A 13387-nucleotide genomic window follows, 5' to 3' on the forward strand; every position below is an offset into this window, starting at 1 on the left:
CACCTAGCTTGAGTAGGCGCTGTTTTCGTGGACGTAGTCGTGCGTGAGGTCGTTGGTCCAGATCGTGGCCTCTGCCTCGCCGGCCTGCAGGTCGATCTCCACGAGGACCTCGCGGGGCTCGAGGTCCACAAGGCTGCGGTCCTCGCCAATGCTTCCGTTCCGGCAGATCTGCACGCCGTTCATGGAAACGTTCAGCTGGTCCGGTTCGAATGCGGCATCGGTGGTGCCAACGGCGGAGAGCACACGCCCCCAGTTGGGGTCCTTGCCGAAAATGGCCGCCTTGAACAGGTTGGAGCGGGCCACGGCGCGGCTGACGATCTCGGCGTCCTTTTCGCTGGCGGCGTTGAAAGTGCGGATCGCGATGTCGTGGCTGGCGCCCTCGGCGTCGCCGATCAGCTTACGGGCCAGCTCGGCGCAGACCTGGGTCAGTCCGGCACCGAAGTCCCTGGCGGCGGGCACGGCACCCGAGGCGCCGGATGCCAGCAGCACCACGGTGTCGTTGGTGGACATGCAGCCGTCCGAGTCCGCCCGGTCAAAGGTGACCCGGGTGGCGTCGCGGAGCACGACGTCGAGCATTTCAGGCTGGACATCCGCGTCGGTGGTGATGACCACCAGCATGGTTGCCAGCCCGGGAGCAAGCATGCCGGCGCCTTTGGCCATGCCGCCGATGGTGTACTGGTTGCCTTCGGCGTCCTTGCCGGTGAAGACGGCCTCCTTGGATACGGAATCCGTGGTCATGATCGCTGTGGCAGCAGCAGTGCCGCCGTCCGCGCTGAGGGCCGACTTCGCCGCACTGATGGCCGGGATGATCTTGTCCATGGGCAACTGCTCGCCGATCAGGCCGGTGGAGCAGACAAAAATATCCGTGGCCGAAACGCCCAGCACTTCGGCGGTCTTTTCCGCAGTGGCGTGGGTGTTCTGGAAGCCCTGCGGGCCGGTGCAGGCGTTGGCGCCGCCCGAGTTGAGGATGACGGCGTCGACGCGGCCGTCCTTGACCACCTGGCGCGACCAGTGCACCGGTGCCGCGGCCACGCGGTTCGAGGTGAACACCGCCGCTGCCACCTTCGAGGGGCCGTCGTTGACGACGAGGGCAAGGTCCGGGTTACCGGATGTCTTCAGTCCGGCTTTGACGCCGGCGGCCCGGAATCCCTTGGGTGCGGTAACGGTCACGGAGCAACTCCCTGCAGGTTGAGGCCGGCGGTTTCCGCCAGGCCAAGGGCGATATTCATGGACTGCACGGCGCCGCCGGCGGTCCCCTTGGTCAGGTTGTCGATGGCGCACGTGACGATGACGCGGCCGGTGTGGGCGTCGAAGGCGAGCTGCATCACGGCGTGGTTGGAGCCCTGGACGGCCTTGGTGGCGGGCCACTGCCCTTCGGGGAGCAGGTGCACGAACGGCTCGTCGTCGTACGCCTCTTCCCAGGCGCTGCGCAGCTCTGCCGCCGTGACGCCGGGCTTCACCTTTGCCGTCGCGGTGGTGAGGATGCCCCGGCTCATCGGGGCAAGGGTGGGCGTGAAGGATACCGTCACAGCCTCGCCCGCGGCGTTGCCCAGCCCTTGTTCGATCTCGGGGGTGTGGCGGTGGCCGCCACCCACGCCGTAGGGGCTCATGGACCCCATGACCTCGGAGCCGATGAGGTTGACCTTCGCGGCTTTCCCGGCACCCGAGGTGCCCGAGGCAGCGACAATCACCACGTCGTCGGGCTGGAGGAGGCCGCCGGCGAACCCGGGCGTCAGGGCCAGCAGGGCCGACGTCGGGTAGCAGCCCGGTACGGCGATCCGCTTGGCTCCCTTGAGCCTTTCCCGCTGGCCCGGAAGTTCGGGCAGCCCGTAAGGCCACGTCCCGGCGTGCGCGGAACCGTAGAACTTTTCCCAGGCGGCGGGGTCTTCCAGTCGGTGGTCGGCACCGGCGTCGATCACTACCGTGCCCTCGGGCAACTGCGCCGCGATCTCGGCGGAGGCCCCGTGCGGCAGTGCCAGGAACACCACATCGTGGCCCGAGAGGTTCTCCACTGTGGTGTCCTCAAGGATGCGGCTGGCCAAACCATGGAGATGCGGCTGCAATTCGCCTAGTCTGGAACCGGCGTTGCTGTGCGCTGTGATGGCGCCGATGGTGACGTCAGGGTGTCCGGCCAGGAGCCGAAGCACCTCGCCGCCGGCGTAACCGCTCGCACCGGAAACGGCAACAGAAATAGTCATGGGAACGACTATACAGCAAGACTATGCATAGAGGCCGATATTTATGCATCAACTCCCACCTGCCCTCATTATGAGTGTGAGCGTATGCTTGGAGAAGGGTGATCCTGACCGTGCGGTCCGAATGTCGGCTGCAGCGTTGCCCGTAACAGTTACGAGGCCCCGAGTCCATGACCCCCACAACTACTTCGGAGCGCCCCCAGACGCGCGTCCGGCAGCCTAATGCGGTTGTCCTGAGCTACTCAGAACTCCTCAAGAGCGTCAAGGCAGCGGGCCTGCTCGAACGGCGCGTCGGCTTCTACGTCACCGTGTTCTCCGTCCTGGCGCTCCTGATGACCGCCACCTGGTTCGGTTTCGCGCTCATCGGTGACAGCTGGTTCCAGCTCCTGATTGCCGCCGCCCTGGGCATCCTGTGCACCCAGCTGAGCTTCCTGGCCCACGAGGCCGGGCACCGCCAGATCTTCGCCTCCCGCCGCGCCAACGACTGGGCCGCAAGGCTGCTCGCCACGTCCGTGGCCGGCATGAGCTATTCCTGGTGGGAGCAGAAGCACGGCGCGCACCACAACCACCCCAACGTCATTTCCAAGGACCCCGACATCGCGCCCGGTCCTATCGCTTTCCACACCGAAGCGGTTGTCGCCCGGCAGGGACGGTTCGCCTTCCTCACCCGCAAGCAGGGCTGGTTCTTCTTCCCGCTCCTGTTCCTGGTGGGCCTCGGCCTGCAGATCGATTCGGTCAAGTTCATCTTCCGCCGCGCCAAGGTCACGCACCGCTGGGTTGAAATCCCGATCCTCCTGGCACGCCTGAGCCTGCTGCCGGTCCTCACCTTCACTTTCCTGCCGTGGGGCATGGCCCTGGCGTTCATCGGCGTCCAGCTCGCCGTCTTCGGCTTCTACATGGGCGCTTCCTTCGCCCCGAACCACAAGGGCATGCCGGTCCTGCCCGCGGACAGCCGCGTGGACTTCTTCAGCCGCCAGGTCCTGACGTCCCGGAACATCTCCGGCGGCCGTTTCATGGACATCCTGCTGGGCGGGCTCAACCGCCAGGCCGAGCACCACCTGTTCCCGGACATGGCCCGCCCGCAGCTGGACAAGGCCGCCAAGATCGTCCGCGAGTACTGCGCCAAGCACCAGGTCCCCTACACAGAGACCACCCTGCTGCAGTCCTACGGCATCATCGTCCGTTACCTCAATGACGTGGGCCTCTCCGCGGGCCGCCACTTCGAATGCCCCATGGCTACCGTCACCCGCCGCTACTAAGCACGCGCCGCTGAGGCCGCACACCCGCATTCCACGTTTGACCCGAAGTGACGGCCGGTTACCGGCCGTCACTTCGTCGTTGGCAGCGGTGTCCCTAGGATGGATCCAGTATCCGGGCCTGGAAGTCCCAGCCCAGGGAAGGAGACACATGATGCACGCAATCGTCGCCCGCAAGGCGGGCGGCCCGGAGGTTCTGGAGCTGGCAGAGGTGGCTCGGCCGGTGCCCGGTCCCGGCCAGCTCCTGGTCAAGGTCGCCGCCACCGGGGTGAACTTCATCGATACCTACAAGCGCAGCGGCACGTACAAGGTGTCGTATCCGTTCACGCCGGGCTCCGAGGCGGCCGGCACAGTGGAGGAGCTGGGCGAGGGCGTAACGGTGTTCTCGGTCGGAGACCGGGTGGCCACCGCTGAAGGCACCAACTGCTATGCCGGCTACATCCTCATCGATGAGGACAAGGCACTGCCTGTCCCCCGCGGCGTAGACGATTTCACCGCGGCCGCCCTTCCGCTCCAGGGCATCACCGCGCACTATCTGATCAATTCCTCCTTCCGCGTCGAACCGGGCCACACGATACTGGTGCACGCCGGAGCCGGCGGCGTCGGCCTGCTCATGATCCAGCTGCTGAAGGCGAAGGGCGCCCGCGTCATCACCACCGTCTCCTCCGACGACAAGGGGAAGCTGGCCCGCGAAGCCGGCGCCGACCAGGTGCTGCGCTACGAAGGCTTCGCCGCCCGGGTCCGGGAACTGACCGACGGAACCGGCGCGGACGCGGTGTACGACGGCGTCGGGAAGGACACGTTCGACGGTTCCCTCGCTGCCCTGCGTGTCCGCGGCACGCTTGTTCTCTTCGGAGCCGCATCCGGACCGGTTCCGCCGTTTGATCCGCAGCGGCTTAACGCCGGCGGCTCCCTGTACCTGACCCGGCCGACCATAAACCACTTCCTGCGCAACGCCCAGGAACGCCGCTGGCGCTCCGACGAGATCTTCGCGGCGGCCGCCAACGGCAGCCTCAAGGTCCGGATCGGCGGCCGCTACGACCTGACAAAGGCGGCCCAGGCCCACGACGACCTCGAACAGCGCCGCACCACCGGCAAGGTCATCCTGGTTCCCTGACCCGGCCCAGGAGGGCCGGTAATAGGCGACCCCGGTTAACGCGGCGCAAACAGCCTGCGAACCCCCGGCGAACTGCGACACCTTCTGTTCATCTTGTGCGGAAAGAATCACCCCGTGACTGAACAACCGCAAGCTCCCGGCGCCACGCCGGAGACCGGCACCGATTCGCGTCCAGCCGTCCGGAACCTTTACCTGCCGCAACTGCCGGGCGCCGCTGCCGCGCCACCCGAGCGGACGTTGATCGACATCCTCCAGGAGACGGCCAGGAAGTATCCGGAGGCCTCGGCGCTGGACGACGGCCACCGGCGGCTGAGCTATGCACAGCTGATGGCCGAGGTCCGGGCAACGGCGCGGGAGCTGCACCAGGCGGGTCTCGGGGCCGGCGCCAAGATCGGCGTCCGCATCCCGTCCGGCACCAACAAGCTGTACGTCTCCATCCTGGCGGTCCTGCTGATCGGGGCCGCGTACGTCCCGGTGGATGCTGATGACCCCGACGAACGTGCCAAGCTGGTGTTCAGTGAAGCCCGTGTGGCGGCCATCCTCAGGGCCGACGGCGGGATCGTCACAGGGGGCAAGCGCCCGCAGCCGTTCCCGGATCCCCGGATGCCGGAGCCCGACGACGACTCCTGGGTGATCTTTACCTCCGGCTCCACCGGCACACCAAAGGGAGTCGCCGTGCAGCACCGGTCCTCGGCCGCATTCGTCGATGCCGAAGCCCGGATCTTCCTGCAGGAGGAACCCATTGGCCCCCAGGACCGCGTCCTGGCCGGACTGTCCGTGGCGTTCGACGCTTCCTGCGAAGAGATGTGGCTGGCCTGGCGCTACGGTGCATGCCTCGTCCCCGCTCCGCGGTCGCTGGTGCGCACCGGAATGGACCTCGGTCCGTGGCTGATCAGCCACGGGATAACAGTGGTGTCCACGGTGCCCACCCTCGCCGCCCTGTGGCCGGCCGAAGCGCTGGAAAACGTGCGTCTGTTGATTTTCGGCGGCGAGGCCTGTCCGCCCGAGCTCGCGGAACGGCTCGCCGTGGACGGCCGGGAAGTGTGGAACACCTATGGACCGACCGAGGCCACCGTAGTGGCATGCGCGGCGCCGCTGGGCCTGCCCGGTCCCGTCCGGATCGGCCTGCCGCTGGACGGCTGGGACCTCGCCGTGGTTGACGCGGGCGGAGTTCCGGTGGCAGAGGGCGAAGTGGGCGAGCTCATCATCGGCGGCGTGGGGCTGGCCCGGTACCTCGACCCCGCCAAGGATGCCGAAAAGTACGCGCCAATGCCATCCCTTGGCTGGACCCGGGCCTACCGGTCCGGAGACCTGGTCCGCTACGAAGCGGAGGGCCTGGTCTTTATGGGGCGCGCCGACGAGCAGGTGAAGCTCGGTGGCCGGCGGATTGAACTCGGCGAGATCGACGCGGCGCTGCAGGCGCTGCCGGGTGTTGCCGGCGCGGCGGCGGCAGTGCGCACGACGGCGGCAGGGAACCAGATCCTGGTGGGCTACCTTGCCCCTGCGGGCACCGCGGATATCGACCTCACCGTCGCCCGTGGTCTGCTGGGGGCCAGCCTTCCGGCAGCGCTCATCCCGCTTCTGACGGTGGTTGAATCCCTGCCCACGAAGACAAGCGGGAAAGTTGACCGCCACTCCCTGCCCTGGCCGTTGGCCGGAGCAGGGGCCGCCGACGCGGACAATGCCCCGCTGAACCTGCCGGACGACGCCAGCTGGATCGTGGAGCAGTGGGGCCGCGTTCTGGGGACACCGGCGTCCGACCTGGATGCCGATTTCTTCGCCCACGGCGGCGGATCCCTCGCGGCAGCGCAGCTGGTCTCGGCGCTGCGGGTCCGTTACCCCACCATCACCGTGGCCGACATCTACGCCACCCCCAGGGTGGGCGCGCTGATCGACGCCGCCCGTCAATCCCTGCCTGAAGGAGTGGCCGGTCCGGCGCCCGAGCGGGAGGTCCGCCCCACGGCATTGAAGTCCCAGGTTTTCCAGACGCTGATGGGCGTCCCCCTGCACATCCTGGTGGGGATGCGCTGGCTCACCTACGTCATGGCGGCCAACAACCTGCTGGCAGCCTTTGCCGGCTTCTCGGCGGCTCCTGTCATCTCGTGGTGGTGGGTGGCTGCCTCCTGGCTGGTGTTCGTGAGCCCGGCCGGCCGGATGGGCATTTCTGTCCTGGCTGCCAGGACCCTGCTCCGGAAGGTGGCCCCCGGGACCTACCCCCGGTCCGGCAAGGTGCACCTGCGGCTGTGGCTGGCGGAGCAGATCCAGGATTTGTCCGGCGCCATCAGCCTGGCCAGCGCTCCCTGGGTTCCCTATTATGCGAAGGCCCTTGGCGCGAAGATCGGCAACGACGTCCAGCTGCACTCCCTTCCGCCGGTCACCGGAATGCTGTCGCTGGGGCGCGGCTGCAACATCGAACCCGAAGTGGATCTGTCCGGATGGTGGATCGATGGCGATTCCGTCCACATCGGCCGGGTGCATGTCGGGGCGGGCGCAGCAGTGGGGGCTCGCAGCACACTCATGCCGGGCGCAAGCATCGGCGCCGGCGGTCAGGTGGAGCCGGGGTCTGCCGTGCTCGGAAAGGTCAAGGCCGGGCAACTCGTGGCCGGTTCCCCCGCCGAGCGGATCGGCAAGGCCAAACACTCGTGGCCGGAGACGCCGGCCGCCCATCCGCTGATCGGCAGGCTCTGGTTCGGTGCATTTGCCACAGCCTCCGCCATTCTGGCGACCATCCCCTACATGTCCGCTTTCGCAGGGGCGTTCGTGGTGTTCCTGTTGATCCGCGGCAGCGAATCCCTCTCGGCTGCGGTGCCCCAGGTCCTGGCCTCGCTGCCGCTCGCGGCGCTGGCGTGGTTCATCACCAATCTCCTGTTGATCCTCGCCACGACCCGCCTGCTGGGCGTGGGTCTGACGGAAGGCTACTTCCGGGTGCGGAGCCGGATCGGCTGGCAGGTCTGGGCCACGGAACGGGTGCTGGACCTGGCCCGCGACGTCCTGTTCCCCATCTATGCCAGCCTCTTCACCCCGGTCTGGCTGCGGTTGCTCGGAGCAAAGGTGGGCAAGAACGTGGAGGCTTCCACTGTCCTGCTGCTCCCCAAGATGACAACCGTCGGCGAGGGTGCGTTCCTTGCGGACGACACCATGGTGGCGTCCTACGAGCTTGGTGGCGGATGGATGCGGATTGCCCCGGCAAAGATCGGTAAGCGCTCCTTCCTCGGCAACTCCGGGATGACCGGTGCGGGACGGAGCGTCCCCAAGAACTCGCTGGTGGCCGTCCTCTCGGCCACTCCGGCCAAGGCCAAGTCGGGCACCTCCTGGCTCGGCAGTCCGCCCGTGCGGCTGCGGCGCACGGCCATCGCCACAGACAACACCCTGACGTTCCAGCCGCCGCTGCGGCTGAAACTGGCGCGCGCCCTGTGGGAGCTTTGCCGGTTCATCCCGGTGATCCTCACGGTGGCCCTGGCCGCCGGCGTGATGCTCGCGTTCGACTGGCTTGCCTCGGTGTCCGGCTACGGTATCGCTGCCCTGCTGGGCGGCCTCGTGCTCCTTGCGGCAGGTGCCGTTGCAGCTGTCAGTGCCGTCGCCGCCAAATGGCTGCTGGTGGGCAGGATCAGGGCCGGCGAGCACGCCCTGTGGAGTTCCTTCATCTGGCGGAACGAGGTTGTGGATACCTTCATCGAAATGGTCAGCGCGCCGTGGTTCGCCCGCTCGGCTTCGGGAACGCCGGCCCTTGTGTGGTGGCTGCGGGGCCTGGGCGCGAAGATCGGCCGCGGCACGTGGTGCGAGAGTTACTGGCTGCCCGAGGCGGATCTTGTGACGCTGGGCGAGAGTTCAACGGTCAACCGGGGCTGTGTGGTCCAGACCCACCTTTTCCACGACCGCATCATGAGCATTGACACTGTTACCCTCGAAGACGGAGCCACGATGGGACCACATGGCGTCATCCTTCCGCGGGCAAGCATCGCGCGGGGCGGCACCGTGGGGCCGGCATCCCTGGTCATGCGCGGGGAAACCGTTCCCGCCGCGACGTACTGGATGGGCAATCCGGTCAGCCCGTGGGCAGGCCCGGCAGTCCCGGCTCGGCGGCTCAAGTAGCTCCAGCACAGCCTGTCCCCGGATCCGCAACGTTCGCAGTACGAAGGCCCGCTCTATGAGTTTTGCAGCAACTTCCAGCCCCGACGGCGTGCGGCGGCCGGACGAACCGTCAGGCTCCCCGGATCCCTACGTCCCGGGGCACGGCACGAACGCCTACCGGGTCACCAGGTACGAACTGGACCTGGACTACAAACTGGCCAGCAACAGGTTGAACGGCCGGGCAGTCCTGCACGCGGAGGCGGACCGGGCGGCGTCGGCCATTGTCCTGGACCTCGCGGGAATGCGCGCCGTCAAAATTTCACTCAACGGCAAAAAGGTGCGGAAATTCAGCCAGCGCGCTGAGCAGCTGGTGGTGGTCCCTGACGCCGCCCTGCTCCCGGGAGACCGCTTCATCCTGGACATCCGGTACGAGGGAAATCCCGCTCCCCGCCGGGGCCTGTGGGGCGAAGTGGGCTGGGAGGAACTTACCGACGGAGCACTGGTGGCTGGCCAGCCCAACGGCGCCGCCTCCTGGTTTCCCTGCAACGACCACCCGCGGCACAAAGCCAGCTACAGGATCGCAGTGACCACGGACGTCAATTACCGTGCCGTGTGCAACGGACTGCTGATCTCCCGCAGGACAGGGTCCAGCCGTGAGACGTGGACCTACGAACAGGCCGAGCCGATGTCGACCTACCTCGCCACCGTCCAGATCGGCCGGTACGATGTCCTCACCCTGGACACGACGCCCGTTGCCGGCAGCGTCCCGCAACACGTCGCGGTGCCCGCGGCCCTGGCAGATGCCGCGCGCCGCGGACTGGCCCGCCAGCCGGAGATGATGCGGACGTTCGTCAACAGCTTCGGCCCCTACCCCTTCCAGGAGTACACCGTGGTGGTGGCCGAGGACGAGCTCGAAATACCCCTCGAATCCCAGACGCTCTCCATCTTTGGCCCCAACCACTTGGACACCGGCTGGGAATCGCAGCGGCTGATCGCCCACGAGCTGTCCCACCAGTGGTTCGGCAATTCCCTGACCGTTGGGGCCTGGAGCGACATCTGGCTGCATGAAGGATTCGCCTGCTACGCGGAGTGGATCTGGTCGGAGGCGGCCGGCGTCATGAGCGCCGCGGAGCGCGCAGCTGCCGCCTGGCGGAAGCTCGACGCCGGGAGCCAGGACATCGTGGTTGGCGACCCCGGCCCTGAACTGATGTTCGATGACCGCGTGTACAAGCGCGGCGCCCTCGCCCTGCACGCGCTGCGGATCCGGTGCGGCGACCTCGCCTTTTTTGCGCTGCTGCACGACTGGGCCGCGAACAACCGCCACGGATCCGTCTCCACCGCCGGGTTCATCCAGACCGCGGACCGTGTGGCGGGCATCGATTCGGAAGCCCTGCTCCATCCCTGGCTGTTCGAGGAGACACTGCCGCCCCTGCCGGCCCGTTAGCGCGCCCGGCTACTTCGGCCGGACCTTGAAATCACCCGACGGCGACGGCGGCCACCAGGTCCACCGGCAGTCCGGACACAGCCGGGGCCAGGTACCTGACGCCGGGCCGGTCAAGCACATCAACCGTCTCCGGCGCCCGGCTGAGGCCCTCCCCCGTCATCTTCAGGAACGCCTCCTTCCGCGCCCACAGCCGGGCGCGGCCGCGCAGGAGGTTATCCCCGTGCAGGGAGGCCACAGCCTGGCGTTCCGCCGCCGTCAGCGCCACCGCGTCGAACCCGTCAAAATCCAGCCGCTGCGGATCTTCGACGTCGACCCCCAGCCGCTCCTCCGGACCGGGGTCCGTCACCACCGCCAACAGGGTCCAGCCCGCTGCCCGCGACAGGCTCAGCAGCAGGGGTGCGGGCACTCCATCCAGCGTGTAGCCGGGCCTGCCGTGGGTGATGCCCGGACCGCTGCCGCACCGCGGGCAACTGTACCGGGCGGTCAGGTCCTGTGCGCGCACGCCCAGCAGTTCCGCCGCGAACAGGCGCTGGGCCAGCCTTGCGGCCAGGAAATCCTGACGTGGCACGGCCGTCATGGCCCGGGCGCGCTCCAGCTCCGCCGGGTCCAGGAACTGCCGGGCATCGCGTTCCAGCGCCGCTTCCGCCCGTGCTGGATCCTGCCCGGGTACGCGGAAGGGCGGGCAGGCACGCACAATAAGCTGTGATGCCATGGCCCGCCCTTCCGGTCTTAGCCCTGAGCGCCTCGCGCTGACCCGACTAGCGCTGAACGGCCCCGAAGCGCTCGGCGGCCATGGCAACGGCGCTCTCACGGGCGGCAGACGCCTCGTCCGCCGTCAGCGTCCGGTCCGCGGCACGGAAGCGGAGGCCGAAAGCCAGCGACTTCTTGCCGTCCTCGATGCCCTTTCCTGCGTAGACGTCAAACAGTGCCACATCTTCCAGCAGCTCGCCGGCGCCTTCACGGAGGGCGGCCAGGACGTCGTCGGCCGGGATCTCCTGGGGAACCACCAGGGCAACGTCCTGGGTGGCCACCGGGAAACCGGAGATGTGCTTCGCGACGATGACGTCGGCTGCCGCTTCGAAGAGGGCGTCGGCGTTGAACTCGAGCGCCACCGAACGTGCCGGCATGTCATGCGCGGCCAGCAGCTTGGGGTGCAGTTCGCCGGCGTAGCCGACAACCTCGCCCGAACGCAGGGCCAGCTGGGCTGCGCGTCCCGGATGGTATGCCTGGTGGTGGCCCTGGCTGACCACAATTTCAACTCCGAGGACGTCGCCGGCGAGGCGGGCGATGTCCACGGCGTCTGCCCAGTCCCAGGCACGCGGCGTGTGGGCTGCGGCAGCGGGCGAGTCATGGCCCGTCAGGACCGCTGCGATGTGCAGCGGCTGGTCCGGAACGCCGTCGTACAGGGCATCCAGCACCTCATCGGAGGGCTTGACGCCGAGCGGCGGGATGGACGGCGTACCCATGGTGTCACCCGGCAGGAACACCAGGCCGGCCTCGAAGACCGCCAGGTCGCGGAAGCCGCGCGAGTGGTTGCGCTTGGCCACCTCGATCAGGCCGGGAAGGACGGACGTCCGCAGGTAGCCCTGTTCCTCGCTGATCGGGTTGGCCAGCTTGACGGCCTTGCGGGCGGTTCCCTGCTCGGCCACGCCAAAGGTGTCATTGGCGGCCTTGGACACGAACGGGTAGGACAGGACCTCGGTGAGCCCCGCATCGGCCAGTGCCTGGACCAGGCGGCGGCGCTGCTGCTGCACACGGGTCAGGCCGCGTCCCGGGGGTGCCACCGGGAGCGTCGCCGGAATCTGGTCGTAGCCGACCAGCCGGGCGATTTCCTCGGAGAGGTCTTCCTTGGTTTCGAGGTCGTTCCGCCAGCTCGGGGCAGTGACCGTCCAGCCGGCGTCGTTCTTCACCACCGTAGCGCCGAGGTCCTCGAGGGAGGTGACGATCTGCTCCTCGGTGAAATCAATGCCGATCCGCGCCGCGGCAAACGCCGCGGGCAGTTCGATGGCCACGGCGTCAGGTGCAGTGCCGACATCGGTGCCGGAATCGTCGGCAGTGCCGCCTGCGAGCTCCACCAGGAGGTCAACCACACGCTGCGCGGCAGTGCCGGCCACCTGCCAGTCAACGCCGCGTTCGAAACGCTTGGACGCCTCGGAGGGCAGCTTGTGCCGCCTGCGTGACCGGGCGATCGACACCTCGTCGAAGTGCGCGGCCTCGACCAGGACGTTCGTGGTGGAATCCGACACTTCGGTGGCGGCGCCGCCCATCACGCCGGCGATGCCGATCGCGCCGGAGCCGTCAGTGATGAGGAGGTCCTCGACGTCGAGCTTGCGTTCCTTGTCATCCAGGGTGGTGATCTTCTCCCCCGCGACGGCGCGCCGCACCACGATGTCGCCGGACAGTTTGTCCAGGTCGTAGCAGTGCGTGGGCTGGCCGAGTTCCAGCATGACGTAGTTCGAGATGTCCACCGGGAGGGAGATGGAGCGGATCCCCGCAAGACGCAGGCGTGAAACCATCCACAGCGGCGTCGGTTTGGTCGCGTCCACGCCGCGGACGGTGCGGGCCACGAAGCGGTCGCAGCCGGGCTTGCCGTAGATGGGGGCGTCGTCGTTGAGCTTGACGCCATAGCCGCCGGCCAGCTCAGCCGGGGCCTGCACCTTTGCCGCCGGGTCCGTGAAGGACGTTCCGGTGGCGTGGGCGTATTCGCGGGCCACGCCGCGGATGGAGAACGCGTAGCCGCGGTCCGGGGTCACGTTGATCTCGGCTGCCTCGTCGTAAAGGCCCAGCAGCTCCATGGCGTCCGTGCCGATTTCCGGATCCAGCCCGATGCGGGACAGCACCAGGATGCCGTCGTGGTCCTCGCCGATGCCCAGTTCGCGGACGGAGGCGATCATGCCGGCCGAGAGATGCCCGTAGGTCTTGCGCGCGGAGATGTGGAAGTCGCCGGGCAGCACGGCGCCGGGAAGGGTGACAACGACCTTGTCGCCCTCCACGAAGTTGTGGGCTCCGCAGATGATGCCCTGGACACCGGACGGGTCGATGCCTTCGCCGGTGAGGGTCTGTTCCCGGCCCTCCGGGACCACGCGGACCTGGCACCAGTTGATGGTCTTGCCGTTGGTCTGCGGTTCCTTGACGAGGCTCAGGACCTGGCCCACCACGATGGGGCCCTGGAGAGTGTCCGTGGGCCGGTGGACCGCTTCTTCTTCAAAGCCGACCTTGACCAGTTCGGCCATCACGTCTTCGGCCGTTGCTCCGGCCGGTACCTGCGCGAATTCACGCAGCCAGGAAAGTGGGATACGCACTG

General features: G+C 67.9%; 8 protein-coding genes. 4 read left to right on the forward strand and 4 right to left on the reverse strand.

Annotated features, from left to right (window positions below):
• Positions 1 to 3: 3 nt before the first annotated feature.
• Both argJ and argC read right to left on the reverse strand, forming a co-directional pair.
• Positions 4 to 1170, reverse strand: coding sequence for a bifunctional glutamate N-acetyltransferase/amino-acid acetyltransferase ArgJ (gene argJ, locus AC1DRE_RS15225; protein ID WP_476985383.1), 1167 nt, complete (start codon positions 1168 to 1170; stop codon positions 4 to 6).
• Positions 1167 to 2198, reverse strand: coding sequence for an N-acetyl-gamma-glutamyl-phosphate reductase (argC, locus tag AC1DRE_RS15230; RefSeq protein WP_476985384.1), 1032 nt, complete (start codon positions 2196 to 2198; stop codon positions 1167 to 1169). Before argC ends, argJ begins: the two co-directional genes overlap by 4 nt.
• Positions 2199 to 2365: 167 nt before the next feature.
• Here argC and AC1DRE_RS15235 point away from each other — a divergent pair, with 167 nt between their 5' ends.
• From AC1DRE_RS15235 to AC1DRE_RS15250, 4 genes are all read left to right on the forward strand, one after another.
• Positions 2366 to 3454: a fatty acid desaturase family protein gene (locus AC1DRE_RS15235; RefSeq protein WP_476985385.1), complete on the forward strand. Its 1089-nt coding sequence runs from the start codon at positions 2366 to 2368 to the stop codon at positions 3452 to 3454.
• A gap of 148 nt (positions 3455 to 3602) precedes the next feature.
• Positions 3603 to 4568 carry a quinone oxidoreductase family protein gene (locus AC1DRE_RS15240; protein WP_476985386.1) on the forward strand — a complete coding sequence of 322 codons (966 nt, stop codon included), beginning with the start codon at positions 3603 to 3605 and terminating at the stop codon, positions 4566 to 4568.
• A 114-nt stretch (positions 4569 to 4682) separates the two neighbouring features.
• On the forward strand, positions 4683 to 8660 hold the full coding sequence (locus AC1DRE_RS15245; RefSeq protein ID WP_476985387.1) for a Pls/PosA family non-ribosomal peptide synthetase: 3978 nt from the start codon (positions 4683 to 4685) through the stop codon (positions 8658 to 8660).
• A 55-nt stretch (positions 8661 to 8715) separates the two neighbouring features.
• Positions 8716 to 10083, forward strand: a complete 1368-nt coding sequence (locus AC1DRE_RS15250; RefSeq protein WP_476985388.1) for a M1 family metallopeptidase — start codon at positions 8716 to 8718, stop codon at positions 10081 to 10083.
• A gap of 31 nt (positions 10084 to 10114) precedes the next feature.
• Here the strand turns inward: AC1DRE_RS15250 and AC1DRE_RS15255 are convergent, their stop codons facing one another.
• Together AC1DRE_RS15255 and pheT are read right to left on the reverse strand one after the other, a co-directional pair.
• On the reverse strand, positions 10115 to 10795 hold the full coding sequence (locus AC1DRE_RS15255; protein WP_476985389.1) for a 4'-phosphopantetheinyl transferase family protein: 681 nt from the start codon (positions 10793 to 10795) through the stop codon (positions 10115 to 10117).
• 46 nt (positions 10796 to 10841) lie between these two features.
• Positions 10842 to 13385, reverse strand: coding sequence for a phenylalanine--tRNA ligase subunit beta (gene pheT / locus AC1DRE_RS15260; RefSeq protein WP_476985390.1), 2544 nt, complete (start codon positions 13383 to 13385; stop codon positions 10842 to 10844).
• Positions 13386 to 13387: the final 2 nt, after the last annotated feature.

Source organism: Arthrobacter sp. P4_H3 (assembly GCF_056400885.1).